This window comes from Wolbachia endosymbiont (group B) of Apotomis betuletana, from assembly GCF_947250475.1.
Lineage (GTDB): Bacteria > Pseudomonadota > Alphaproteobacteria > Rickettsiales > Anaplasmataceae > Wolbachia.
The window spans coordinates 882,389-908,433 of record NZ_OX366320.1 but is presented as its reverse complement, the minus strand read 5'-3'; the positions used below and the strand labels follow the sequence as shown (position 1 = coordinate 908,433).

The 26,045-nt window shown below is 35.1% G+C and carries 21 protein-coding genes and 1 tRNA gene; 19 read left to right on the top strand and 3 right to left on the bottom strand.

Annotated features, from left to right (window positions below; all coding sequences use genetic code 11):
- Positions 1 to 42 precede the first annotated feature (42 nt).
- From OOK82_RS04080 to rnc, 5 genes are all read left to right on the top strand, one after another.
- Positions 43 to 933: a class I fructose-bisphosphate aldolase gene (locus OOK82_RS04080; protein WP_264336825.1), complete on the top strand. Its 891-nt coding sequence runs from the start codon at positions 43 to 45 to the stop codon at positions 931 to 933.
- Positions 934 to 938: 5 nt separating this feature from the next.
- A tRNA-Cys gene (locus OOK82_RS04075) sits at positions 939 to 1,010 on the top strand.
- Between the two features lie 107 nt (positions 1,011 to 1,117).
- A complete protein-coding gene (locus OOK82_RS04070; protein ID WP_006015735.1) occupies positions 1,118 to 1,915 on the top strand; it encodes a hypothetical protein in 798 nt (265 codons plus the stop codon).
- 72 nt (positions 1,916 to 1,987) lie between these two features.
- Entirely contained in the window at positions 1,988 to 3,055 is a 1,068-nt protein-coding gene (locus OOK82_RS04065; protein ID WP_264377646.1) for a quinone-dependent dihydroorotate dehydrogenase, read from the top strand.
- Between the two features lie 89 nt (positions 3,056 to 3,144).
- Positions 3,145 to 3,837 carry a ribonuclease III gene (rnc, locus tag OOK82_RS04060; protein ID WP_264704659.1) on the top strand — a complete coding sequence of 231 codons (693 nt, stop codon included), beginning with the start codon at positions 3,145 to 3,147 and terminating at the stop codon, positions 3,835 to 3,837.
- Positions 3,838 to 3,889: 52 nt separating this feature from the next.
- Here the strand turns inward: rnc and OOK82_RS04055 are convergent, their stop codons facing one another.
- The 3 genes from OOK82_RS04055 to OOK82_RS04045 are packed head-to-tail and all read right to left on the bottom strand — an operon-like array spanning position 3,890 to position 5,903.
- Positions 3,890 to 4,489: an SCO family protein gene (locus tag OOK82_RS04055; protein WP_010404358.1), complete on the bottom strand. Its 600-nt coding sequence runs from the start codon at positions 4,487 to 4,489 to the stop codon at positions 3,890 to 3,892.
- Between the two features lie 35 nt (positions 4,490 to 4,524).
- Positions 4,525 to 5,229 carry a DNA polymerase III subunit epsilon gene (gene dnaQ, locus OOK82_RS04050; RefSeq protein WP_010404360.1) on the bottom strand — a complete coding sequence of 235 codons (705 nt, stop codon included), beginning with the start codon at positions 5,227 to 5,229 and terminating at the stop codon, positions 4,525 to 4,527.
- 14 nt (positions 5,230 to 5,243) lie between these two features.
- Positions 5,244 to 5,903 (bottom strand): Tim44/TimA family putative adaptor protein, encoded by a 660-nt coding sequence (locus OOK82_RS04045; RefSeq protein WP_010404363.1) that lies wholly within the window; start codon positions 5,901 to 5,903, stop codon positions 5,244 to 5,246.
- Positions 5,904 to 6,067: 164 nt separating this feature from the next.
- Between OOK82_RS04045 and secB the strand changes: the two genes are divergently transcribed.
- The 14 genes from secB to uvrC all read left to right on the top strand — a co-directional run bounded on the left by secB (position 6,068) and on the right by uvrC (position 26,036).
- A complete protein-coding gene (gene secB / locus OOK82_RS04040; RefSeq protein WP_064085710.1) occupies positions 6,068 to 6,571 on the top strand; it encodes a protein-export chaperone SecB in 504 nt (167 codons plus the stop codon).
- Between the two features lie 6 nt (positions 6,572 to 6,577).
- Positions 6,578 to 9,199, top strand: a complete 2,622-nt coding sequence (acnA, locus tag OOK82_RS04035) for an aconitate hydratase AcnA (RefSeq protein ID WP_264704479.1) — start codon at positions 6,578 to 6,580, stop codon at positions 9,197 to 9,199.
- 121 nt (positions 9,200 to 9,320) lie between these two features.
- Positions 9,321 to 12,461 carry a bifunctional proline dehydrogenase/L-glutamate gamma-semialdehyde dehydrogenase PutA gene (gene putA, locus OOK82_RS04030; RefSeq protein ID WP_264686928.1) on the top strand — a complete coding sequence of 1,047 codons (3,141 nt, stop codon included), beginning with the start codon at positions 9,321 to 9,323 and terminating at the stop codon, positions 12,459 to 12,461.
- Positions 12,462 to 12,627: 166 nt separating this feature from the next.
- On the top strand, positions 12,628 to 13,269 hold the full coding sequence (locus OOK82_RS04025) for a protocatechuate 3,4-dioxygenase (RefSeq protein ID WP_064085711.1): 642 nt from the start codon (positions 12,628 to 12,630) through the stop codon (positions 13,267 to 13,269).
- Positions 13,270 to 13,365: 96 nt separating this feature from the next.
- On the top strand, positions 13,366 to 14,862 hold the full coding sequence (locus OOK82_RS04020) for a leucyl aminopeptidase (protein WP_264686929.1): 1,497 nt from the start codon (positions 13,366 to 13,368) through the stop codon (positions 14,860 to 14,862).
- Positions 14,863 to 15,119: 257 nt separating this feature from the next.
- Positions 15,120 to 15,332 carry a hypothetical protein gene (locus tag OOK82_RS04015; protein ID WP_006279675.1) on the top strand — a complete coding sequence of 71 codons (213 nt, stop codon included), beginning with the start codon at positions 15,120 to 15,122 and terminating at the stop codon, positions 15,330 to 15,332.
- A gap of 5 nt (positions 15,333 to 15,337) precedes the next feature.
- A complete protein-coding gene (nuoG, locus tag OOK82_RS04010; protein WP_264704478.1) occupies positions 15,338 to 17,386 on the top strand; it encodes an NADH-quinone oxidoreductase subunit NuoG in 2,049 nt (682 codons plus the stop codon).
- Positions 17,370 to 17,819: a hypothetical protein gene (locus OOK82_RS04005; RefSeq protein WP_010404400.1), complete on the top strand. Its 450-nt coding sequence runs from the start codon at positions 17,370 to 17,372 to the stop codon at positions 17,817 to 17,819. Before nuoG ends, OOK82_RS04005 begins: the two co-directional genes overlap by 17 nt.
- Entirely contained in the window at positions 17,803 to 18,828 is a 1,026-nt protein-coding gene (gene nuoH / locus OOK82_RS04000) for an NADH-quinone oxidoreductase subunit NuoH (protein ID WP_010404403.1), read from the top strand. The genes OOK82_RS04005 and nuoH overlap by 17 nt, the downstream gene beginning before the upstream one ends.
- Positions 18,821 to 19,819, top strand: coding sequence for a porphobilinogen synthase (hemB, locus tag OOK82_RS03995; protein ID WP_010404406.1), 999 nt, complete (start codon positions 18,821 to 18,823; stop codon positions 19,817 to 19,819). Before nuoH ends, hemB begins: the two co-directional genes overlap by 8 nt.
- A gap of 661 nt (positions 19,820 to 20,480) precedes the next feature.
- A complete protein-coding gene (locus OOK82_RS03990; RefSeq protein WP_010404500.1) occupies positions 20,481 to 21,239 on the top strand; it encodes a hypothetical protein in 759 nt (252 codons plus the stop codon).
- Positions 21,240 to 21,283: 44 nt separating this feature from the next.
- Entirely contained in the window at positions 21,284 to 22,123 is an 840-nt protein-coding gene (locus OOK82_RS03985; protein ID WP_264374578.1) for a glycine--tRNA ligase subunit alpha, read from the top strand.
- Positions 22,124 to 22,126: 3 nt separating this feature from the next.
- Positions 22,127 to 24,235, top strand: a complete 2,109-nt coding sequence (gene glyS / locus OOK82_RS03980; protein WP_264704477.1) for a glycine--tRNA ligase subunit beta — start codon at positions 22,127 to 22,129, stop codon at positions 24,233 to 24,235.
- A complete protein-coding gene (gene uvrC / locus OOK82_RS03975) occupies positions 24,219 to 26,036 on the top strand; it encodes an excinuclease ABC subunit UvrC (RefSeq protein WP_264686932.1) in 1,818 nt (605 codons plus the stop codon). The genes glyS and uvrC overlap by 17 nt, the downstream gene beginning before the upstream one ends.
- Positions 26,037 to 26,045 lie beyond the last annotated feature (9 nt).

Here is a 26,045-nt window from a genome sequence, read left to right as displayed (position 1 = left end):
ACTATAGTTTTTGCTACACTTTAAGTAAATTTGAAGATATTAATGAGTGAAGAAGTAAAACAAATCCTAAGTTATTACGAAAGTGAAAATCCTGGAGTAAAAGCAAATCTTGCTCGTATTCTTATGCATGGAAAACTTAGTGGAATTGGCAAGTTAGTAATTCTTCCTGTAGATCAAGGATTTGAGCATGGGCCAATAAAAAGTTTTGAAGTTAATCCTGATGCTTACGATCCGCATTATCATTTTCAGCTTGCAGTTGATTCGGGAGTAAGCGCGTACGCTGCTCCGCTTGGTATGATCGAAGCTGGTGCTTCAACTTATGCTGGAATGCTACCACTTATTTTGAAGCTTAATAGTGCTAACTCCTTGCACTCGAAAAACTTAACTTCTGATCAAGCAATAACTGCTTCTGTAAAAGATGCGCTGCGTTTGGGTTGCGTAGCTGTTGGGTTTACTATATATCCTGGTTCTGCTAAGTGCTTCGATATGATGGAAGAAGCTCGCGAAATTATAGCTGAGGCTAAGTCTTGCGGCCTTGCCGTAGTGCTATGGTCTTATCCACGCGGTGAAGGAATTTCCAAAGAAGGTGAAACAGCAGTTGATGTTATTGCCTATGCTGCGCATATAGCGGCTTTGCTCGGTGCCAACATAATAAAAGTAAAACTTCCAACCAATCATCTGGAAAGAGAAAAAATAGAAAATATTGAGTCATTATCTAAAAGAATTGAATATGTTAAAAGATCTTGTTTTGCAGGGAAAAGAATAGTAGTTTTTTCTGGTGGCGAGTCAAAATCAGTGAATGACATATGCAATGAAGCGAAAGAAATTAAGCAAGGCGGTGGTAATGGTTCAATTATCGGGCGTAACACTTTTCAAAGAAAAAAAGAGGATGCTTTATCTATGCTAAAAGATATAATGGATATCTATGCATAAAAAACGGCTGGGTGGCAGAATGGCTTATGCGGAGGACTGCAAATCCTTTTATACCGGTTCAATTCCGGTCCCGGCCTCTTACTCCAATTAGATCGTTTTTTCTTCTGAAATTTTAACAAGAAGTGTGGCTTTTAATGAAATATTTAAAAAAATAAGATACTATATTCAAAATATAAGCAGTAAAATGCCAAAGAGATTAACAGAAGTTTTATTATTGATTGGTTTGCCCTTCTTGCTTACCAGTTGCACTTTTCACTATTTATTAAAGAGCTCGTATACTCATCTTGCACCAGAAAAGTACCCTTCATCCAACAAACAGCCGGTTTACGTCGGTACAGCTTACAGTGCACAGACTATATATAATGCGTTATTTAATGACTTTCTGTTAATAGGTAAGTCATCATTCACAGCCAAACATGGGCGTGCTAGTCAATATGTTAACTATGGAAGAGAAGTTGGAGCAGATGTGATAATCGTATCATTTCAAAATATGCAAAAGGATAAAGAGCATTTTAGCATCACAGAAAAACTATTATGGGACACAAGCTTAACAACATTTCATACAAGGACCATTATAAACTTTGATCAGGACGTACTCTTTCTAAAAAAGGTAGGTGATGCAAAAGCTCCATGGGAATATGTCAAAGGAGAGTTCAAGCTTCACGAAAAAGACGATACTGATCCATATCTAGGGAATTGGGTAGGGTATAGAATATGCAAGATTGCAATATCTTCTTCAGAAGATGAATACTTAGGATTTGTAAATGAAGATAATTGTAAAGAAAAATCTGGAATAAATAAGATGCTTGCTTGGAAAAATGGGGATGTAAGGTTGAGGATTAATAAACAATCAAAACAGGGATTTTATTTAAATCGAAATAAGATTCCTATACTAATAAAATCTCAAATTAACAAATTTGGCTACCTCGAATTAGTAGATAAAAATACTGATCAAGTTCTGGTTTCCCTTCAGAAAAATTAGTTTTTACTACTCATAGAAACTATATACTTACTATTTTGATAAACCTCAAGCTTTCTAAGTTATTCTTGTTGCATGGTAAAAAATAAACTAAAAATAAGCAAAGTGTTTTACAAAATGATATTACGTAATTTATTGTTTTTACTGCCGCCTGAAATTGCTCACTCCTTGGTAATAACGGCGTTAAAAAAGATGCCCTGTAGGAAACCTATAGAACTACCTAAGTCTTTAAATGTAAACTTTTTTGGTAATAAAATTAGGAGTCCTGTAGGTCTTGCTGCAGGTTTTGATAAAAATGCGGAAGTTGTAAAGCCGATGCTCTCATTTGGTTTTGGATTTATTGAGGCTGGTACTGTAACTAAACATCCCCAATATGGAAACAAGAAACCGAGAATTTTTCGATTAATTAAAGATGAAGGAATAATTAATAGATTGGGATTTAATAATAAAGGAATAGACTATCTTCTTAAACAGATCAGCGAAGCTAAGCTTGATGATTGCATTTTTGGCATCAATATAGGAAAAAACAGTACATCAAAGGATCAAATAAGCGATTATGTTGAGTTGCTAAAGATAGTATATGGAAAGAGCAATTATATAGTACTGAACATCTCATCTCCAAACACACCTAACTTGCGCAATTTGCACAATAAACAAGAATTATCCAAATTGTTGAAATCTATCACTCTAACCCGAAAATCAATCGATAGCTCTGAATCCATACCGATAATATTAAAAATTTCTCCAGATATAGATCAGCAAACAAAAGAAAATATCGCTGAGCTTACACTAGAATATAAAATTGACGGCTTAATAGTAAGCAACACTACGATAAGTCGAGATTCTTACTATAATGAGAGCGGTGGGTTGAGTGGCAGACCATTGTTTCAACTTTCAACTGAGTTATTGAGTGATATGTACAAGCTTACTAAGAGCAGAATTTTATTGATAGGATGTGGGGGAGTTTCAAGTGGTGTTGACGCATATGAAAAAATAAAGGCAGGAGCTTCTTTAGTCCAGCTATACACTGCTCTTGTATACCAGGGGCATCAAGTTGTGAACAAAATTAACCTGGAGCTTGCGGAACTAGTAAGAAGGGATGGATTTAGTAACGTTACTGAAGCGGTGGGTTGTATACATTAATTTTGGAAGTGGTGGTATTATTTTAATAAAATAAAACTAATTCTCTGGTATAAAGGTGGTAGAAAGCGTTTTTCTTTTGAATGATGAACATGAAAGTTTTGAACGATATAATATCTAAAGTTATTAATTATCAATTTACAGATCATGCAATATTAGAAGAGGCATTAACCCATCCAAGCGTAAATAAAAGGAATAGCGAAGACCAGATCGTAAGCTACGAAAGGCTAGAGTTTTTGGGCGATAGTATTTTGAACATGGTTGTATCTGCTATGCTGTTTAAAATGTTTCCTGAAGAAAAAGAAGGAGCATTGGCAAAAAGAAAAACGGATTTAGTTTGTGGTAGTACCATTGCTAATGTTGCTAAAGAAATAGAGTTAGGTAACTTTATTATCATGAATAATAGTGAACGTTGCAACGGAGGGAAATGTAACTTAAAAAATTTAGAAAATTCGCTTGAGGCACTAATAGGTGCAATTTATATTGACGGTGGACTTGAGAGTGTTGAAAAATTTATTATCCGACATTGGGAAAAGCTAGCTAAAGACATCCTCGATCCTCCTCAAGATCCTAAAACTTCACTGCAAGAGTGGACTCAGAAAAACAAATTACCTTTACCAGAGTATGAACTTGTAAAACAAACTGGAACAGCACACAATCCTGAGTTTACTATATCAATTTTCATAGAGAATTATGGCAAAGTTTCTGCATGCGCTTCTAGTAAGAAAATTGCTGAACAAAAAGCTGCTGAGTTGATCCTAGAAAAAATTAAAAAAACGACTTAGTTTAATCAAAATAGCTGTTAGCATAAATTTAAAGTAAGCTAAGCTCTTTAGTTCAGCTTACATATTTTTTTATCTCAGCCAGAATCTTATCAGATTGACTTTCATCTGAATTTAAATCAGCTACAAAGTGTGTGACATATTTTCCTTCAGGGCTAATAAGGTATATCATTGAAGAATGGTTAATTTCCTCTTCTCCATCTACTTTACTTGCATATACTTTATACTTTGCAACTACTTCATCTATTTTTTGTCTTTCACCAGTTAGCATTTGTATTCTATGGTCAAATTGCTGCTGAAATTCTTTAAGCCTTTCTGTGTTATCGCGCTCAGGATCAACTGTGATAAAAAATGTTTGTAGCTTATTGTCAGTTTTCTTATCTAACTTTGCAAGTGTTTCTGAAATTATGCCGAGATTCATAGGGCAAATTCTTTTGCATGAGGAAAATCCGAAAAAAATCATCATATACTTATTTTTAAAATCACTACTGCGTACTGTTTGTCCGTCTTGATTGATCAAAGAAAAATCTCCACCTACCTTAATTTCTGTATTTTGTGAAACAAATATGCCTTGCTTGGTAAAATAACAATAACCTAAGAAGATAGCTGCTACTGTTATTAGCAAACTAGACAATAACCTTATAAACTTTATCATTAAAGCGTTTCCAATAAAGTTAAATCATATATTGATTAGTTGATTGATTCAATATATTCCTTCCAAAGTGGGTTATTAATTTTATCTAACAATTTCTTATGCTCATCAATTTCTTTAATACTTGGTGAATGTTCTCTGCGAGCTAAATTACGCACTTTATGCTGAATAAACGTAGAGTTATTGTCCTGAGCACATTCATTATTAAATAAAAAGGTTTGCAATCCTCCTGTAAGCTCAACATAGACCTTTGCAAGCAATTGAGCATCAACTAATGCTCCGTGTAACTCTCTACCTTCTAGCGATATATCAAAACGCTTGCATAATGCATTTAAAGAAGCAGGTGATCCTACAAACTTTTTTCTTGCAAGTGGTAATGTATCTAGCACTCTATCTGAGGAAATTAACCCGGCATTCAACTTGTTTAACTCCATATTAAGGAACTTAATATCAAACTCAGCATTATGAATTACCAAGATGTCATTAGATATGAAGTCAAGAAATTCAAGTGCAACATCTGAAAATAGTGGCTTATCTTCCAAAAACTCCTCACTAATACCATGAATCTTAAATGAGTGGTAAGGTATATCTCTCTCTGGATTAAGATATCGATGAAATGTTTTACCTGTTGGAATACGGTTAATTAGTTCTACACATCCTATCTCAATAATTCGATGGCCAGACTCAGTGTCAAGACCTGTAGTTTCAGTATCAAGTACTATTTCTCGTAGCCTACTTTCCATCGGTGTAACTAATCTTACTTGTCATTTGCTGTTAAATTTTTATCGGTACTTGCCTTCTTGTAGTTAATGGAAACAAGCAACCAGGTTGGATCTGATGAATTAATATTTTTTTTGAATTGCCATACATCCTCAACTTTGTTAATAGTAGACATACTACCTGATATGATATCTCCTTCATTATTCTTAACGAAGTTAATTTGCTCTGAAAGGAAATATACTGCAATAAATATTACGTTTTTTACTAGCTTTATTTCTAAGATCTTTTGTGAAACGATAGAAACAATTATAGACTCGTGTATCTCTTTACGATGCTTAATCTTATCCACAAAGCTGTTATACAAATCTTTGTCCAGAAGGGATTTTAATTGAGGTAAATTCCCTTGGTTAAAATATTTAATTATTAATTCAAAAGCTATGCTTGAACCTTCTATAAAATTGGAAATAGAGAACTCTCTGTTTTTTTGTAATATTTGTTTATAAGTAGCTTCTATTGAACTTTTGTCGTTGCTATAAATATAATCTTCGATATTTTCTACCACATCCTCTTTACTTTGACTTGCATCCAATACAACTGTTAGCTTTTTTAGGTTGAGACTGGCTGATCTTCCTAAAGAATTGTATAAGCGTGAAAAAATAAACGCCGCTAGTAAAGCATATATTACAAGCTCTATCATGGTAACTTAACCCCTTGGTATATAAAGTATCTAAATATTATTAATTATTGATAAAAATATGTTTTGCATATTAGCCTATAGTTAGGTTTGCTATTCGTTTATAAATGAATATATTATATAAGAAAGTATTAAATATCTCAACTTAATTAAAGGAGAAGTAAGAAATGTTACAACACAAAATGAAAATTCATGGTCAGTATGTCAAAGATCTTTCGTTTGAGAATCCAAATTCGCCATTCCTTCCTTCTAGTAAAGCTCCCGATATTAATGTAACGGTTAATATTAATTCAGCAAAATTAGAAGGAACGGAAAGCAAAGAAGGAATAAATGAAGAAAAACCTTTTCATGAAATTACTTTGCATATAGAAGTCAAAGCGACGGTAAAAGATGAAGATATAAAAAATGGTATAGCTTTCATTTGTGAGATAAAGTATTGTGGTATTTTTTCAATAGAAAATTTGAAAGAGTTGAGTGAAGAGGAAGTAAGACAAGCTTTGTTTATTGGCGGGCCTACTTTTCTTTTTCCTTTTGCAAGAGAAGTAATTGCAAGAACTACAAGTAGTGGTGGGTTTCCTCCACTTATGCTAGATCCTATAGATTTTGAAACTATGTATCAGCAGCAAAGTCAACAACAAAAAAGTAGCGCTAGTAATTCCAATTTTAACTAATACAGGATGAACAATTCTTTAAATGCAAAGACGACTTTAAATATTGATGGAAGGTTATATAACTACTTTAACCTAAGTAACGCTGGTAAATTCTTAGGAGTAAATTTAACCAAATTGCCTTGTTCACTCAAGGTATTGCTTGAAAATTTATTGCGCAACGAAGATGGAGTAAGCGTTAAATTAGATGACATAAAGATATTAGCAAATTGCGTCAAGAAACACATTAATCACGAAATTAGCTACAAGCCAGCAAGGGTTTTGATGCAGGATTTCACAGGAGTTCCTGCTGTCGTTGACTTAGCTTCAATGCGTAATTATGTGAAGAAAAACGGAGGTAACCCAAGCAAAATAAATCCATCTGTAACTGTTGATCTTGTGATCGATCACTCTGTTCAAGTAGATAGTTATGGAAGCACTTCCGCATTCAGTAAAAATGTTGAGCTAGAAGTAAAAAGAAATTTGGAGAGATATCAATTTTTAAAGTGGGGAGAGTCGTCCTTCACAAATTTTAGAGTAGTACCACCAGGTACTGGAATTTGCCATCAAGTAAACCTTGAGTATTTAGCGCAAGTTGTGTGTAATAATGATGGGGTCATATATCCTGACACTTTAGTTGGTACTGACAGTCACACTACAATGATTAACGGGTTATCAGTCCTTGGTTGGGGTGTTGGAGGCATAGAAGCTGAGTCTGTGATGCTTGGTCAACCAATTAGTATGGTGATTCCAGAAGTAGTTGGATTTAAATTAATTGGCAGACTACCGGAAGGAGTAACTGCGACTGATTTAGTGCTGACGGTTACCAGTATCCTAAGAACAAAAGGTGTTGTTGGTAAATTTGTAGAATTTTATGGTGATGGTTTAGATTATTTATCTCTAGCAGACAGGGCCACTATAGCTAACATGGCCCCAGAGTATGGTGCAACTTGTGGGTTTTTTCCAATTGATCAGAAAACACTCGATTATTTACATTTAACAGGGCGACCAGAAGAGCTGATCAAATTAGTTGAAGTCTATTCAAAAGAGCAGGGATTGTGGCGTAGCAGTAATGAGTTAGCATTTTTTGACACACTAGAGCTTGATTTATCAAGCGTAAAGCCAGTGATGGCTGGTCCTAAAAGAACACAGGATAAGGTTTTCCTTTCAGAAGTAGCGGAATCTTTTTCTACATCTTTTCCTATTAATGAGACAAACAGACCTCCGTTGGAACCTATCTATGGCGATCAGCTCCAGAGTGGCAGCGTAGTGATTGCAGCAATAACAAGCTGCACTAACACCTCAAATCCAAGTGTGATGATTGCTGCAGGTCTTGTAGCTCGTAATGCAATTAAACTTGGATTAAAATCAAAGCCTTGGGTTAAAACTTCTCTTGCTCCAGGGTCACAAGTTGTGACAGAATATTTAGAAAAGTCTGGATTACAGGTAGATCTAAATGCTTTGGGTTTTAATCTAGTTGGATATGGCTGCACAACTTGCATTGGAAATTCTGGTCCACTTAATAAGGATATAGAGGATGATATAAAAAACAAAAACTTAACTGTTGCTGCAGTTTTGTCTGGCAATCGTAACTTTGAAGGAAGAATTCATCCGTTAGTCAAAGCTAATTACTTGGCATCTCCGCCACTTATTGTTGCATATGCACTTGCAGGCACTGTGCAAATTGATTTGACAAAAGATTCAATATGCAAAGATAAGAATGGAAATGATGTCTATCTCAAAGATATATGGCCAACAAATAATGAAGTTGAGAGCTGTGTTAAAAGTGTTGTGACGCGTGAAATGTTCATACAAAAGTATAAGGATGTTTTTTCTGGTGATGAGCATTGGCAAAAGATAAAGTGTGAGAAAGGTGAAATCTATGATTGGGACACGAAAAGCACTTATATACAAAACCCTCCCTATTTTGATAATTTATCGACTAAGAACAATGGAAGCAACATAGTTGATATAAAGAATGCGCAAATACTAGCGATGTTTGGCGATAGCGTCACTACCGACCACATTTCCCCTGCTGGAAATATTGCCTCAAATAGTCCTGCAGGCATATATTTAAAAGGTCTTGGAGTTGAACCGCAAGATTTCAATTCATATGGATCTCGCCGCGGTAACCACAACGTAATGATGCGTGGAACCTTTGCTAATATCAGAATAAGAAATAAAATGGTGAGCGCTGAGGGTGGCTATACAAAACATATTCCTTCTCAAGAAACTATGTCAATTTTTGATGCAGCAATGCAATATAAAAGAGAAGCTGTTCCATTAGTTGTCATTGCAGGAAAAGAATATGGTACAGGTTCAAGTAGGGATTGGGCAGCAAAGGGTACTGCATTACTGGGAATTAAAGCTGTGATTGCAGAAAGTTTTGAACGCATACATAGGTCCAACTTGGTCGGCATGGGTGTTCTTCCACTTATATTCCAAAATGGAATAACCAGAAAGATATTTGATGGTAGTGAGATAATAAGCATAAAAGGTGAAATAGTATCAAATGGAAATCTAGAATGTATCATTAAAAGACAGGATAATTCAAAGCAATCAATACAACTCAAATGCTGTGTACAAACCGCAACTGAGATTAAATACTTAATGAGTGGTGGAGTGTTAAGCTACATACTTCTTTCGACTTAGTAAAAGTAAGTACTAGACTTCTTTTAGCTCCAGCCCTGGTCCTTTTAAATAATGATTTGTTCTATGCGAAGTTATGATATAATTTTACCTTACATATAGTAAAGGTGTTTTATAGATAATTATGATTAGCTCTATACAAGAACCTAATGAACTCAGAAAACGTTTACAAGGATTTTATCGTACTGATGAAAAAAGCTGTGTACGTTATCTTGTAGAAAAAGTAGAACTTTCGGTTGATTCGAAAAACAGAATTTACAATATTGCAAAACAAGTTATTGAAAAAATCAAACACAATAAATTAAGTATTGTAGATTCCTTTATGCAGCAATATTCGCTTTCCAATGATGAAGGAATAGCATTGATGTGCCTTGCTGAATCGCTACTTAGAATACCAGATGATTACACAATAGACGAATTGATCAAAGATAAAATTACCAACCAAGAATGGAATAAACACTTGGGGCGTTCCTCTTCATTGTTTGTTAATGCTTCCACATGGAGCTTGATGATAGGTAGCAGTATATTGAGAGATAATGAAGGCGATTCGAAGTTCTATTACGCAATTTCTAAGTTACTTAAGAATTTAGGAGAACCGATCATTCGCAAAGCAGTAAAACAAGCAATGTCTATGCTTGGTAATCATTTTGTTGTTGGAGAAACCATAGAAGAAGCTTTAAGATATGCAAAACTAGATGACAATAGTAAGTTTTTATACTCTTTTGATATGCTTGGCGAAGCTGCTCACACAGCTGAAGATGCAGAAGAGTGTTTTGATTCATACATGCACTCAATAAAAGCTATAGGTGCAACTACTGAAGTGAATGATTGTTTTAAATCCCATGGAATTTCAATAAAACTTTCTGCTTTGCACCCACGTTATGAATTTGGTCAATTTGACCGAATTGCTGGTGAGATATTTACTAGGGTTTTAGAGCTCTGTCGTGAAGCAAAAAAATACAACATTTCACTATGCATAGATGCAGAAGAATCAGAAAGACTTGAGATGTCATTAGTTTTATTCGAGCAACTGCGTCTTGATGAGTCACTTTCTCAGTGGGGAGGGCTTGGCTTGGCTGTACAAGCATATCAAAAACGTGCTTTATCTGTGCTTGATTTTGTTGAGGATGTTGCTATCCGATCAAAGCATAAAATTATGGTGAGGCTTGTGAAAGGTGCATATTGGGACTCAGAAATCAAGTGTGCACAAGAGCTAGGGTTAAGTGGTTATTCAATATTTACAAGAAAAAGCTATACTGATGTATGCTACCTTGCGTGTGCACAGAAGCTTTTAAGCAAAGTAAATCACTTTTACCCATGCTTTGGAACTCATAATGCCTATACTTTTGCTACTATAATAGAGCTTGCTGACAAAGATCATCCTGGATTTGAGTTTCAGCGTTTACACGGAATGGGTGAGGATTTATATGATTATGCAATGTCAGAACTTGCAACAAGCATCAGCTGTCGTATATATGCACCAATTGGTAAACGTAGTGATTTATTACCATATCTTGTTAAGCGTCTTCTTGAAAATGGAGCTAATAGTTCGTTCGTCAATCAAATAAATGATCCTAACGTTAAAATTGAAGAATTAGTCTCGGATCCATTAGAAAAAGCTAAAAGTTTAGAATATGAACCTCATCAAAACATTCCATTGCCACAAGATATTTTTGGAGAGGAAAGAAAAAACTCCTTGGGGATGGATATTAGTGATTCAATTACAGTTTCGCAATTTGCAAATGATATAAAAAAATTTAGTGAAAAGAAATGGCAAGTTGGGCCAATAATTGATGGAAAGGCACTACTTGATAGTGCTGAATTTATCGAAGTAGTAAATCCTGCACATTTGGAAAATGTAATTGGAGAAGTGTCAAGTACAACAAGCGCTCAGGCTTTAAATGCTCTTGAAATAGCACATAGTGCTTTTACTAAGTGGCAGAATATTTCAGCAGAAGAGCGCGCTAAATGCCTTGAAAAAGCTGCAGATTTGCTTGAGGAAAGGATGAAAGAGTTGGTTTACATTCTGATCTTGGAAGCAGGAAAAATTTTATCCGATGCAATAGCAGAAGTAAGAGAGGCAATCGACTTTTTGCGCTATTATGCAATGATAGCAAAAAACGAACTGAATGACTGGAAAAAATTGCCAGGTCCAACAGGTGAAGATAACTTCATCTTTTTTGAGGGCAGAGGAGTTTTCTTATGCATATCACCGTGGAATTTTCCACTTGCTATCTTCATTGGGCAGGTTTCAGCTGCACTTGTAGCAGGTAATGCAGTGCTGGCAAAACCGGCAGAGCAAACGCCGATTATTGCCTATGAAGCCGTTAAGATACTACACGAAGCTGGAATACCAAAAAATGTATTACATCTTGTTCCAGGAGATGGTCGATATTTAGGTAAAATATTAGTGCCAGATAATAGAATTTCCGGTGTAGCTTTTACCGGCTCAACACAGACCGCTCAAATAATTAATAGAATGCTTGCCAGCAGAGATGGTCCTATTGTGCCACTTATCGCTGAAACTGGTGGATTAAATGCTATGATTGTTGATAGTTCTGCTCTTTTAGAGCAGGTAACTAAGGATGTTTTAATTTCTGCATTTCGCAGTGGCGGTCAACGTTGTTCTGCTCTCAGAGTGCTATTTATTCAAGAAGATATAGCAGAAAAACAGATAAAAATGATATGCAATGCAGCTCAAGAACTAAAGATAGGTGACCCAATACAACTGAGCACAGATATTGGTCCAATAATTGACAAAGCATCTATTGATATGCTCACTAAACATACGGAAAAAATATCAAGGGATGAAGATTCAAACCTTTTGTCCAAGGTACCCATGGATACAAATTCTTATAATGGTTATTTCTTTCCTCCGTACATTTATGAGATACAAAAAATTTCGCAATTAAAGCAAGAAGTGTTTGGGCCTATTTTACATATCATACGTTTTAATAAGTCGCAGTTAAATGAAGTTATAAGTGATATAAACAATACAGGATATGGACTTACGTTTTCTTTGCAAAGCCGTGTACAAAGTAAGATCGATTTAATAAGCAAGAAAATATCAGTTGGAAATGTATACATCAATCGCAATCAAATAGGTGCAGCAGTTGGAATGCAACCATTTGGCGGTAGAGGACTGTCAGGTACCGGACCAAAAGCTGGTGGTCCTAATTATCTGCAACGTTTTTCTATAGAAAAGGTTGTAAGTGTCAACACTACAGCATGTGGCGGTAACATTACACTTGCGTGTTTGGATTGATTTGCAATTTCTAAATTGGAAGTCCGTGCAGTTGTGTATGCAGTACTAAAACCTAAAACTCATACACTGAAAGGATAGTTGTGATTCTAAGGAGGATTCAAAGAAAGTCTTGTCTTTAATAAAAGAAAAAGGTTGCTATAATTCTGATAAAAGCACTATAAACAAAATGAATGTAAAAAATATCTTATTAGCGTTTTTAGTACAATTTATATTCGATTTGTCATTATTTGCGGCTGATCCTATTTTGCTTAATTGTATTGAAACTCCAGGGATTTATGATCTTGAAACAAGGCCAAAAAGCTTTAACTCTTCAAATAATTTAAGAAGAAAACCTGGCTCTCCAAATAATGCAGCAGGAGAATTAATAAATGTAGTGGGTAGAGTTACTGATGTAAATTGCTTACCGATACAAAATGCTGTGGTTTCTATATGGCACGCAGACTCACTTGGCATGAGCTATTATGATGAAAATGTGGAGCTTGATCCAAATTTTGCTGGATCAGGAAGATTTGTAGTAAATAACCTTGGCTATTATAATTTTATTACAATAGTACCAGGTAAAATTGGTGATAGGGCTCCACACATCAACTTTTTGGTCCAACATCCAGATTTTCCAGAATTCACAACACAAATGTTTTTTGCTGATCATAATTGCGATAACTGTGATGATCTTCTTCTTGGTAATCTTATTGAGAGTGGACTTGCAAGCCTTCTGATAGCACCATTTACTTATAACAATCAGGCCATGAAGACCTACACATTTAATATAACCCTAGGTGGGCATAACAAATTTTCTGATAAAAGATAAAGCCCTTGCATATCAGGGGAGTTCATAGTAGTCTTAAGCGCTATTGTACTTAAAATGTATATGAAAAATATCTTACTAATGTTTTTACTATGTTTTATGTGCAGCTTACAATTATTTGCAACGGAGATGTCAACGATGAAGATAACAATTTCTAAAGCTTTACCCGATTTTGAGACGCTAGTGGTAGGTTTGTTTGAGGGTGATAAGCTCATAACTAATGTTCTACAAGATAAGCAAGCTATAGATAACATCAAGAAATTTAGTGGTTTTAATGGAGGTTTTGGTGAATTTTTCTCCGTTACTTCATCAGAGGGAAAAAATATTATAGTTGCTGGTCTTGGAATGAGAGATGAATGGGATGAAAGCAAAGGATTAAATATTGGTGGTAAAATATATTGTGAGCTAAGCAGATTAAGAATCAAGCGAGCAGCTATTTCAATCGAGGGCAGTACAGCAAATGTTGCATATGGAGCATTTCTGCGCAGTTTCAAGTTTAATAAGTATAAAACTAAAAAGGATGAAAAAATTACAGAAGTAGAGGAAATTACATTATTAGTAAAAGATGAACAGTTAAGTAGCATTGAAAAATCATTTGAGCGTTTAAAACACGAAGGTGAAGGTATCTTTCTTGCACGTGCTTTTACTACTGAGCCACCTAATATTTTATATCCAGAGTCTTACGCTAATCGTATAAAAGCTGAACTTACTAAACTTGGTCTTGAGGTTGAAGTGCTTGATAAAAAGCAAATGGAAGAGAAAAAAATGGGAGCCCTGCTTGGAGTAGCACAAGGAAGTAGTAAAGAGCCAAAGTTAGTGGTGATAAAATGGAATGGGGCTTCTCAAGAACAAAAACCAATAGCTTTTATAGGCAAGGGTATAACGTTTGACACTGGTGGAGTGTCACTTAAACCCTCACGCGGTATGGAGTCAATGAAATATGACATGGCAGGTTCTGCTACTGTAGTTGGAGTGATGCATACTCTAGCTGGGCGAAAAGCAAAAGTAAATGCAATTGGTGTGGTTGCACTTGCAGAAAATGCAGTGGATGGTAATGCTCAAAGACCGAGCGATGTAGTCACTTCAATGTCTGGACAAACAATAGAAATATTAAATACCGATGCAGAGGGAAGACTAATACTTGCGGATGCTTTATGGTATACACAAGATAGATTTGCACCGAAATTTATGATCGACCTTGCAACTTTAACTGGTGCTATAGTGGTTGCACTGGGAAATAATGAATATGCTGGTCTTTTTTCAAATAACGATGAATTAGCGAATCATCTGATTGATGCAGGAAATGAAGTAAATGAGAAATTATGGCGTTTTCCTATGAATGAAACTTATAACAAAATTATTGATTCGCCGATTGCTGATGTGCAAAATATAGCTCCTGCAGGTTCTGGTGGAGATAGTATAATGGCTGCACAGTTTCTACAGCGTTTTGTAAACGACACTTGTTGGGCACATTTAGACATTGCAGGCACTGCTTGGCACGAAAAAGGCACTGATATTTCTCCAAGAGGGGCAGTAGGTTTCGGTGTAAGGTTGCTAAATAAGTTGGTTGAGAAGTACTATGAGATTAATAATTAAGGATCTTTGTATTGAGTTTATAGCTTAATTTACGGCTACATGAATGTCTATTTATAAGACGTAGAAAATGATATCATCAAAGTAACTTACATTTTCTTTTTTGGGGATTCTAAAGTTACACACTTGAGCAGCATCAAGAGAAAGTATTTTGTTCAAATGATGATTGTAATGATGGACTATTAAAACTTTAAAGCTATTTGGTATTGACGGTATATACTTAAGTGTTAGAATAAAATAGGAAGTTTTTAGGAGTTTATATGGCAGCAGGCGGAAAAGCGAAAACAGCTAGTAAAAATAACCCTACTCAGCGTAAGAAAGCAGAACAAAAAATGTATAAGGATAAACCGGTAAAGCCGGTTAGATATATAGACCGTGATTCACGTATGAACTATATGTCTGCTCAATACGATAACGGCAATCTAGTTGAAGATGAGGTAAGCGGCAATCCTATAAAGTGGGAAGCTGTATAGTAGTTGTGGTTAAAGTTACTATTAATTCTAAGGAATGTGAAGTAGAGCATGGGCTCACTATAATTCAAGCTTGTGAAGTTGTGGGCGTTGAAGTTCCGCGGTTTTGTTATTATGAGCGTTTAGCAATTGCTGGTAACTGCAGAATGTGTTTGGTTGAAGTTGAGGGTAGCCCTCCAAAACCAGTAGCCTCTTGTGCAATGCCAGTTGCAGAAGGGATGGTTATTCACACTGATACCCCTAAGGTTAAAAAAGCACGTGAAGGTGTGCTTGAGTTTTTGCTAATTAACCACCCGCTTGATTGCCCAATTTGCGATCAAGGTGGTGAATGCGATTTGCAAGATATCACGATGGCTTATGGTAAAGGAATCAGCAGACTTGATGAATATAAGAGGGCTGTGCCAAAAAAACATTTTGGTCCGCTGATTGAAACTGCAATGAACAGGTGTATTCATTGCACTCGGTGTGTTAGATTTTTGTCTGATGTTGCAGGTACAAATGAACTTGGAGGAATTGGAAGGGGAGAAAATATAGAGATTAGTACTTACATAAAAAGGCATATTAGCTCTGAATTATCTGGGAATATTATAGATCTTTGCCCGGTGGGAGCTTTAACTTCAAAGCCCTATTCTTTTACAGCACGTCCATGGGAGCTATCACATTGTGAAACTATAGATGTGCTAGATGCTGTGGGAAGTAATATTAGAGTTGATTGTCGTGGTCCTGAAGTTATGCGAATATTGCCAAGACTCAATGAAGAAGTGAACGAAGAATGGATATCAGACAAAACTCGTTTTGCTTACGATGGACTCAAAGTACAACGCCTCGATCGACCTTATATAAAAAAAGAGGGCAAATTAATTCCAGTTGATTGGAATGAAGCATTGGCTTTTGCTGCAAAGAAACTAAAGAGTACGAAATCAAACAAAATAGCTGCAATTGCAGGTGATTTAGCAGATTGTGAGTCTATGCTTCTACTCAAAGAAGTGATGCAGAAGCTTGGTTCGGGGAATATAGACTGCAGGCAAGATGGTGCAAATCTTATATCAAGTAATCGTGGATCTTATGTGTTCAATACCACTATTCAGGGTATAGAAAGTGCAGATTTATGCTTGCTAATCAATACGAATCCAAGGATAGAAGCACCAATCATTAATGCAAGATTGAGAAAGAGATATTTACAAGGCAATTTTCCTATTGCAAGCATTGGCCCTAACGTTGAGTATTTATACCATGTTGAGAGGTTAGGCAATAACCCAAATATCTTAGACGAAATAGCAAAAGGAAATCATAAATTTTGCAAGCTGCTGAGTGTTGCCTCAAATCCTATGCTCATCATCGGTCAAGATGCATTAGTAAGAGATGATTCTGAATCAATTTTAGCGCTAACTGGCAAAATTGCAGAAAAATTTAACATGATCAGAGATAACTGGAATGGCTTTAACGTACTGCATAAGGCTGCAGCAAGAGTTGGTGGACTCGATATTGGATTTGTTCCTAAAAAAGATGGAAAAGATATTAGTCAAATACTAAAGCAAGCAGAAAGTGGCGAGGTGGAAGTTGTTTATCTTCTTGGTGCAGATGAAATTGATACATCAAAATTAGAAAATACATTTGTAATTTATCAAGGCCACCATGGTGATAGGGGAGCGCATATAGCAGATGTCATTCTACCTGGAGCTGCATACACAGAAAAATATGCAACTTATGTAAATACTGAAGGGCGAGTACAGAGAACAAATTTAGCTGTTTTTCCTCCTGGTGAAGCAAAGGAAGATTGGTTGATTATTAAAAATTTATCCCAATATTTGAGCCTTTCCTTGTTATATGATAGTTTATTTGATGTGAGAAAAAAATTAGATACTATCGGTCCACAGTTTAGAAGTGTTGATCAAGTGGTAAAAAATACATGGGTACCAATCAGCAATGGTAAAATAAATTTAAGTAATACGCCTTTTACTTTAAAGGAGTGTAATTTTTATATGACAGACTCAATAGGTCGTGCTTCAAAAATAATGGCAGATTGTACTAAGGATTTTTATGAACACTCTACTTAATATTTTATTTATTCTAACACCATTATTACTAATAACTCTGGTATATTTTCAACGAAAATTAAACTCTATATTTTTGTGTAAAGAACAAAATACATTAGAAAAACAGTTCGTTTATAAGCTAGTTGATTTTATCAATGATATTATTGCACTATTTACGGAAGGATATGTATGGATGGCAATAACATTTATTATAGTTACCGAGGGAAGAGGGAATTATTTGCCTCTCACAATGATCTTAATTATGATGTCACTAGTGTCATTCATATGCATATCATTTTACTATTCTATTAAGCTAAATGCTGTACAGAAAAGTGTTGTCCTATTGATTTCAATAGGGACATTGTCTTTTGTGTCTAGAGCATTTGCTGTATTTTTTATTGCCACAATTATGAACTATTTTTTTGATTTAGGGTTGCATGTACTTGATATTTGATATTCTTTTTCTTCTTATTCCACTTTTGCTTTCAGTAGCATATTTAGTGTACTTTGAGCGTAAAGTTATTGGTGCAATTCAACTAAGGCATGGTCCAAGTGTAGTAGGGCCATTTGGGCTACTACAGCCATTTGCAGATGCTATCAAATTGATAATTAAAGAGCCGATAATACCATTTAGAGCAAACACCATACTGTTTATTATGGCTCCAATGCTCACCTTTATTTTAGCATTAATTTCCTGGGCAGTTATACCATTTGGAGCTGAAATAATTACAGAAAATGGACAGCAGGTAATAATCCCTAAGGTAATATCAAATATTAATGTTGGAGTGCTTTATGTGCTAGCTATATCCTCTTTGGGAATATATGGCATTATTATTGCAGGCTGGTCTAGTAATTCTAATTATGCATTTCTTGGCGCTATAAGGTCAGCTGCTCAAATGATTTCATATGAAGTTTCAATAGGTCTAATAGTTGCTACAGTTGTTATTACAACTGGCACATTAAATCTTGGAGAGATGGTGGTAGCGAAACATAATATGCCATTTTGGATTGATTTATTACTAATGCCTATAGGAATAATATTTTTTATTTCTTTGCTTGCCGAAACTAATCGTCACCCATTTGACTTACCAGAAGCTGAAGCAGAGCTCGTCTCTGGGTATAACGTCGAGTATTCATCAATGCCTTTTGCTCTCTTTTTCTTGGGAGAATATGCAAATATGATTTTAGCAAGCGCTATGATGACAATATTCTTTCTAGGAGGGTGGTATCCTCCATTAGAGCTTAGTTTGCTGTATAAAATTCCTAGTTTAATCTGGTTTGTTTTGAAGATAGTTGTACTTTTGTTTATATTTGTTTGGATTAGAGCTACAATACCTCGTTATCGTTATGATCAATTAATGCGTCTTGGTTGGAAAGTATTTTTGCCAATATCGGTACTTTGGGTAATACTCATTTCAGGAGTGTTGCTTTTTACTGGGAATTTGCCTGGATCCAATGTTTAATTTCCCAAATACAAGGTTAAGGCGTAGGCGCTCAGGCAAGTGGATTCGCAATTTAACAAGTGAAAGCACTTTATCAGTAAATGATTTGATTTTTCCCTTATTTGTTCATGACGGAGAAGAAACAATTGAGCCAATTTCTGGCTTACCTGATATCAAATGTTATTCAATAGATGGATTAATTTCTATAATTCAGAAAGCTAAGGACTCGGGGATTAATGCTGTTGCAATTTTTCCTGTAGTTGATAGTAAACTAAAATCTGAAAACGCCGAGGAAGCGTACAATCCTGACAATTTAATCTGTAAAGCAATTTGTGCTGTAAAATCAAATGTACCGGATATTGGCATTATTGCAGACATTGCACTAGACCCATACACTACTCACGGTCATGATGGCATTTTAAAAAGCAGTAGGATAGATGTAGAAAATGACGAGACTGTGTCAGCATTATGTAAGCAAGCACTTGTTTTAGCAAAAGCAGGATGCGATATAGTTGCTCCTTCTGATATGATGGATGGCAGGATAGGAAAAATAAGAAAAACATTGGATGATAATAACTTTCAGAATGTGTCAATATTGTCCTATGCAGTAAAGTACTGTTCTAGCTTCTATGCGCCGTTCAGGCAAGTTGTCGGTTCGTGCGCATCATCAAATTTCATCGACAAAAGTGGTTATCAAATGGATTATAGAAATGCACGTGAAGCAATCTGCGAAATCGAAATGGATATAGATGAAGGTGCAGATTTTATTATGATAAAGCCGGGTATGCCATACTTAGATGTAATAAAAACAGCAAGTGAAAAGTTTAATTTTCCGATTTTTGCTTACCAAGTAAGCGGTGAATACGCAATGATAAAAGCTGCAGCAAATAATGGCTGGTTGGATTATAACAGAGTGATTTATGAGTCCTTAATTGGTTTTAAACGTGCAGGTGCAAGTGCAATATTTACCTATGCTGCACTTGATGTTGCAAAAAATTTGGTATCTACTTAGCAGTGTGGAACATCTAAGTAGGTAGCTGGCCGAAGTGACTTGACAAACCTTCCCACTTTCCTTATCATATCAATAAAAGTATTTATCCTTGTTTTTAATCTCTGCAGATTTAACAACAAAAATTCAGTAAAAAACTCAGGTATTTATTGGCAAATTACATAAAATTATAGCGGCTGCATGTCTTTTTTATTTTTTCTACGTTCAGCCAAATCGCGCTTGTTAGCACATTATTACAACGCCAATTTAAATTATAAAACTCGCTATAAGGGGGTTCTTTTGCCTTTTTTTATTTAGTAAATTTTTTAATATTTTGAATTAGCTATACATACTGACATCATATCACAGTGCGTGACACTGTGATCCAGAAAAACTAACCGCAAATTGAATCATAATAAAGACTAGATTCCAGCGTCATGAGCTGGAATGACATCAACTTTTGAATTCCAGTTATGCAAGAGATCTAATGACGCAAAGGGGCTACTTGAATGACAGGAAAAGGAGCACTGGGATAGAGGCACTAATATGAAGAAAGAAGGGATAACGGTTATTGGTAAATTTAGATCGTTTTTAACTATTTGCCTTTTTTCTATGCAAGAAGTGTATTGATAAGTCCATTACAATTCAGTATTGTGAAAAATATAAGTCAAGTGTTAGTTAGGACATGGGGATTTTTTTTCAATTTTTGGGTAAGGTGCTAGGCAAGGTTTTTCCTGCCAAAATAGTAAGCTCTTTTTTAGGAGTAGGATATTTACCGGGTTGGCAGCATTATTGGTCTTCTTTTCTAATATTATTTATTACCGACATTATATTAATGCTTACATACGGAGGTGATTTTATACTATATAAAATGCCGAATTCAGGCATAGTTGTAGCTGCTATTTTTACCAAGCTAGCAATAGTTATGTTAGTGCTGCAATTAGTTGGCATATCTATTTTTCATACTCAAGATCCTTCAGCCAGCAGTGATGAGAATATAGTAATACAAATAGCATCAGGACAGGTGATGACTGTTGCGTTTTCGATGCCGGCAATAATGTCAATTTATTATATTGTAAGTAAATTCTATTTAAGTATATGCAAGGCAATACTTCAATGTCCATTTTGGTTTAATGATCTTATGCATTTGTTCTTTTTCTTTATAATACCTTATTTATTTTTTAATATTGTAGAAGTAATAAAACCATGGCCGATAAGTACGATACAGCTTAGTTATAACAATGCAATATCAATCACATTTGAAGGGATTTTTCATGTGTTTTATGCAGTGATTTTATTGTACTTGACTGCATTTATATTCTGCGATCTGACTATGCATGATGCGATTGTTTTAAACAAAAGCATATTTGAGTATGTAAAAGAAAGTTCAATAGCCTTGAGTGACTATTTTCATGGCACTATTAAAAAAATAAGTATAGAATAGTACTTATTTGCTTATGTATTCAGTTTAAAAGATATACAGTTTGCGTGAATCTACAGGATATAATAAAGGGATTACAAGATTTTTGGGCAGATGAAGGGTGTACTATACTTCATCCATATACGTCTGAAGTTGGAGCTGGAACACTACATCCCGCAACAATCATGTCAGCGATTGACGAAAAATCAACAAAAATTGCGTATCTACAACCAGTAATCAGACCTGCAGACGGACGCTATGGCGACAACCCTAATCGTTTATATCAGCATCATCAATACCAAGTTATAATAAAACCATCTGGCAGCAATTTGCAAGATATTTACTTAAATAGCTTAAAAGCTCTTGGTGTATCGACAAAAGAATATGATATTAAGTTTATTGAAGATGATTGGGAAAACCCAAGTGTTGGCGCATCCGGTCTTGGTTGGGAGGTTACATGCAACGGAATGGAAGTAACACAACTTACTTATATACAGCAAGTGGGAGGTATTGACTGCAGAATAATTCCTGGTGAAGTAGCATATGGGTTAGAGCGTTTAGCAATGTGCATACAGGGTGTAGATAATGTTTACGACATAATGTGGAACGGTAGCGGTGCAACTTATGGAGATATTTTTAAACAAAGAGAGCGAGAGTTTTCTTACCTGGCACTTGATTATTATGATACTAAAGTAGTACAACAGCAGTTTGAGGATACAGAAAAACTGTGTAAATTCCTTGTTGAAAAAGAATTGCCGATAGCAGCTTATGACCAATGTATTAAAACGAGCCATCTACTTAATCTACTTGATGCAAGAGGTGTGCTTGGTGTGAATGAACGTACAGCCTATATTGGTAGAGTGAGAGAGTTAACAAAAAAATGCTGTGAATTATATAGAGCAAAGTAGAATATGTTGTCACAATTATTGTTTGAATGTCTTTCAGAAGAAATTCCATCAAGAATGCAGAATTCATCTGCAGCTCAGGTTAAGAGCTATATCACTAATGCTTTTAGTAAAAATAATGTGAAATTTGCATCTATAGAAGTTTATGTGACTGCACGTCGCATTGCTCTTTTTATTGATGGCATAAGTGCTTTGGAGCTAAAAGATTCTAACAATGAGATTAAAGGACCAAGAGTTAATGCACCGAAAAGTGCTATCGAAGGTTTTTTGAGAAAAAATCGGAAAGGTGAAGAAGATTTACTCATTCGCAAAGTAAACGATGAAGATTTTTACTTCATTAAGAGAGAAAGCTGCTTATTTAACATCAACGGGTTTCTCAAAAATCAACTGGAGGAAATGCTAAAAAACTTTTCTTGGCCAAAGAGTATGAGATGGAGTGAAAGAAAAGAGAGATGGGTTAGGCCAATTAAAAATATTCTATGTATTTTAAATGACGAAATAATACCTATATCTTTTGCAGGGGTTACAGCATGCAACGTGACGTATGGTCATAGGTTTCTTTCAGGTGATGCAGTACTTACTGTTAAAACACCCAAAGACTATTTTGAATTGTTAGAAAAAAATAATGTCATTCTCCAGTTGGACAAAAGAAAGCAATTTATACTAGATCAGATTAATAAGTTTACAAAAGAGGAGAACTTACAACTTGAAAAAAATGATTATTTACTTAATGAATTGGCAGGGCTTATAGAGTGGCCAATAGTATTATTTGGTAAAGTAAAATCATCAGAATTACCGAAGGAAGTAATACTTAGTATAATTAATACGCAGCAAAAGTATCTTGCTTTAAGTGATGGACAGAAAATATCACATTTTGTTACTGTTGTAAATGTTAACAACAATGAAGTTGTCAAAGGCCATGAAAGAATATTAGAAGCACGTCTTGCTGATGCCCAGTTTTTGATATCTCAAGACAAGAAGGAAAACCTAGATTACTATGTCAAAAAATTGAGCTCTATTTCATTTCATGCTTCGCTCGGTAGCGTAGAAGAAAAAGTGAAGCGTATTATCGCTCTTTCAAAGTATGTAGCGATATTTATTCCACATGCTTCATTAATTAAAGTTGAACGTGCTGCATATTTAGCAAAGGCAGATCTTGCAACGTTGATAGTGAAAGAATTTCCGGGATTGCAAGGAGTAATGAGTGGATACTACGCTTCTTATTTTCAAGAGGATAAAGAAGTAGTGGAAGCTATAACTGAGCACTATAAGCCAATTGGATCGGACCAAGAATGCCCTAAATCTCCTACTGCGATTGCTGTAGCTATTGCAGACAAAATGGATAGTTTGGTTGGCTTAATTGCAGCAGGTGAGAAAATCTCTGGTTCGTATGATCAGTTTGGTTTGCGGAGAATGACAATTGGTATAATTAGAACAATACTTGAAAATAATTTGCATATTCCAATTAGATTGCTGATAGATAAGTCAGTATCTTTATGTTCAAGGCTTCTATTGAATAAAAATATAACTCCAGTTGATAAGCCAAGTGAAAAACAAATTTCAGAACTAGTATTTAAATTCTGCTTAGAAAGGTTCAAGATTATTTTAAAAAATAGAAATATAAGGCAAGATGTTGTAGATTCAATACTATATAAAGTCGATATTAATGATCTGCTGAAAGCGGAAAAGCAAACTGTGATATTGGATCGTTATCTTAGTACAAAAGAAGGTGAACAGGTTCTAAGCACTTATAAAAGAGCCAGTAACATGATGAGCAAAGTGAGAAAAAGTGATGGCACTACTTATAATGCATCTTACAGTAAGAAGTTTTTGATTGAAGATGAGGAGATTGCGCTATCAAATTGTGCTATAGCTGCTTGTAAAAACATCAAACAAGCGATAGAAAATAACGACTTTAATACAGCGCTTGATGAACTTGCTCGTTTTGCTCCATTTATCAATCAATTTATGGACAGTGTAAAGATTAACTGTGATTCTAATGAGCTTAGAATAAACAGGTTATCTTTGCTTGCAAATGTTGTTTCTACCTTTCATTTAGTAGCAGAGTTTAACCTTATACAGGTTAAACAATTGATAAATGCTCAGGCAATATAAGGAACAAATCAAATCATCTCCACAATCCTGTGGCGTTTATAAGATGATTGGAGATAAGAATAAGGTTTTATACATTGGTAAAGCAAAAAACTTGAAGTCGAGATTATCCGACTACCTTCAATTCGAAAACCTTTCTGAACGAATCAGAGTAATGATCTTACAGGTTATTAAGGTTGAAATATTCATCACTGAGAATGAAATCGAAGCATTGCTTCTTGAAGCACAGTTAATAAAATCGTTAAAACCATCTTATAATATTTTGCTTAGGGATGGAAAATCTTATCCTTATATAACAATTTCTAAGCATGATTATCCAAGAATAGCGAAATATAGAGGTAAGTTTAAGAAGAATGAGTTTCATTACTACGGCCCTTTTCCATCTGCCGCTGCTGTTAAGAACACTATATTATCATTGCAAAAAGCTTTTCTCTTAAGAGTATGTTCAGATCAATATTTCTCTTCAACAAAAAGACCATGTCTTGAGTATCAAGTTAAGCGCTGTTCAGCACCATGCGTAGATAAAATTACAAAAGATGATTACTGCAAATCAGTAAAACAAGCACAAGATACTCTGCTAGGAAGGAATAAAGAAGTGCAAAGACAGCTATTTTCTACAATGGAAAAGTGCAGTAGGGAGATGAACTACGAGCTTGCTGCTGTCTATAGAGATCGATTGAAATTTCTTCAGCAAATTCAAATGCAGCCAATGGATTTTTCTTTTGAAGAAGATGCAGATTTCTTCAGCATTGTACGTGAGGCAGACTTAGCATGCATTGGTGTACTATCTTTCAGAGATAAAGGTAACTATGGAAGCATTCCTTACTTCATTGAGAATTGTAGTGATCATCCAAATGATGAAATTTTATCCACCTTTTTGGTCAATTTGTATAATCCAGTTAATACACCACCAGCACAAATTTACGTTCCCGATTTTATTAAGGATAAGGAAATTATAGAGCAAGCACTTTATGCTCTTACTCAAAAATCAATAAAAGTTTTGTATGCGAAAAATAGTAAAGAGCGTGATTTGTTGAATTTTATTTACAATAATTCTAAGCATAGCCTAGAGCAGAAGCTTACTGATTATAGAAATAACCTAGAAAAGCTCGAAGAGCTTAGCAAAATCTTTTTGTTACCAAATATTCCAAAGCGTATCGAGGTTTATGATAATAGCCATATATCTGGAAATCAACAAGTTGGTGTGATGATTGTTGCAGGGCAGGAAGGTTTTTTAAAAAGTGAGTACAGAAAATTTACTATAAAAGAAGAAATTTCAGGTGATGACTATAAAATGATGAGAGAAGTGCTTACTAGACGTTTCTCTGGCAATATAAAAGACATCATTCCTGATTTTTTACTGATAGATGGTGGGCCAGGACATGTTTCCATAGTGCAGAATGTGTTGGAGATATTGAATATAAACGTTCCTTTTGCTTGTATGGCAAAAGGTCATGATCGTAACGCAGGAAATGAAAGATTTTATGTGCCGAGCAGAGAAGAATTTACTCTAGCAAGTGACAGCAAGGTCATGCTTTATTTACAATTGCTGCGTAATGAAGCTCACCGTTTTGCGATAACTTCGCATAGAAAAAAACGCGATAAACAGTTTTTTGCTTCACAATTAAGTAAAATATCTGGTGTTGGCAGTAAAAGAAAGAAGGCACTCATGTCTCATTTTGGTTCGGTAGAAAACATAAGCAAAGCTTCTCTAGCTGAAATTCAAAACGTACCTGGAATTAGTAAAGGTTTAGCAGAAATCATTCTTCAACACGTGAATTCTAAGAAAGGTACTCCTAAATAGGTACTCTAA

Excerpts from the sequence above, each read along its gene's own strand:
- OOK82_RS04080 (WP_264336825.1), top strand. The coding sequence starts at position 43 with ATGAGTGAAGAAGTAAAACAAATCCTAAGTTATTACGAAAGTGAAAAT.
- OOK82_RS04070 (WP_006015735.1), top strand. The coding sequence starts at position 1,118 with ATGCCAAAGAGATTAACAGAAGTTTTATTATTGATTGGTTTGCCCTTC.
- OOK82_RS04065 (WP_264377646.1), top strand. The coding sequence starts at position 1,988 with ATGGTAAAAAATAAACTAAAAATAAGCAAAGTGTTTTACAAAATGATA.
- rnc (WP_264704659.1), top strand. The coding sequence starts at position 3,145 with ATGAAAGTTTTGAACGATATAATATCTAAAGTTATTAATTATCAATTT.
- OOK82_RS04055 (WP_010404358.1), bottom strand. The coding sequence starts at position 4,489 with ATGATAAAGTTTATAAGGTTATTGTCTAGTTTGCTAATAACAGTAGCA.
- dnaQ (WP_010404360.1), bottom strand. The coding sequence starts at position 5,229 with ATGGAAAGTAGGCTACGAGAAATAGTACTTGATACTGAAACTACAGGT.
- OOK82_RS04045 (WP_010404363.1), bottom strand. The coding sequence starts at position 5,903 with ATGATAGAGCTTGTAATATATGCTTTACTAGCGGCGTTTATTTTTTCA.
- secB (WP_064085710.1), top strand. The coding sequence starts at position 6,068 with ATGTTACAACACAAAATGAAAATTCATGGTCAGTATGTCAAAGATCTT.
- acnA (WP_264704479.1), top strand. The coding sequence starts at position 6,578 with ATGAACAATTCTTTAAATGCAAAGACGACTTTAAATATTGATGGAAGG.
- putA (WP_264686928.1), top strand. The coding sequence starts at position 9,321 with ATGATTAGCTCTATACAAGAACCTAATGAACTCAGAAAACGTTTACAA.
- OOK82_RS04025 (WP_064085711.1), top strand. The coding sequence starts at position 12,628 with ATGAATGTAAAAAATATCTTATTAGCGTTTTTAGTACAATTTATATTC.
- OOK82_RS04020 (WP_264686929.1), top strand. The coding sequence starts at position 13,366 with ATGTGCAGCTTACAATTATTTGCAACGGAGATGTCAACGATGAAGATA.
- OOK82_RS04015 (WP_006279675.1), top strand. The coding sequence starts at position 15,120 with ATGGCAGCAGGCGGAAAAGCGAAAACAGCTAGTAAAAATAACCCTACT.
- OOK82_RS04005 (WP_010404400.1), top strand. The coding sequence starts at position 17,370 with ATGAACACTCTACTTAATATTTTATTTATTCTAACACCATTATTACTA.
- nuoH (WP_010404403.1), top strand. The coding sequence starts at position 17,803 with ATGTACTTGATATTTGATATTCTTTTTCTTCTTATTCCACTTTTGCTT.
- hemB (WP_010404406.1), top strand. The coding sequence starts at position 18,821 with ATGTTTAATTTCCCAAATACAAGGTTAAGGCGTAGGCGCTCAGGCAAG.
- OOK82_RS03990 (WP_010404500.1), top strand. The coding sequence starts at position 20,481 with ATGGGGATTTTTTTTCAATTTTTGGGTAAGGTGCTAGGCAAGGTTTTT.
- glyS (WP_264704477.1), top strand. The coding sequence starts at position 22,127 with ATGTTGTCACAATTATTGTTTGAATGTCTTTCAGAAGAAATTCCATCA.
- uvrC (WP_264686932.1), top strand. The coding sequence starts at position 24,219 with ATGCTCAGGCAATATAAGGAACAAATCAAATCATCTCCACAATCCTGT.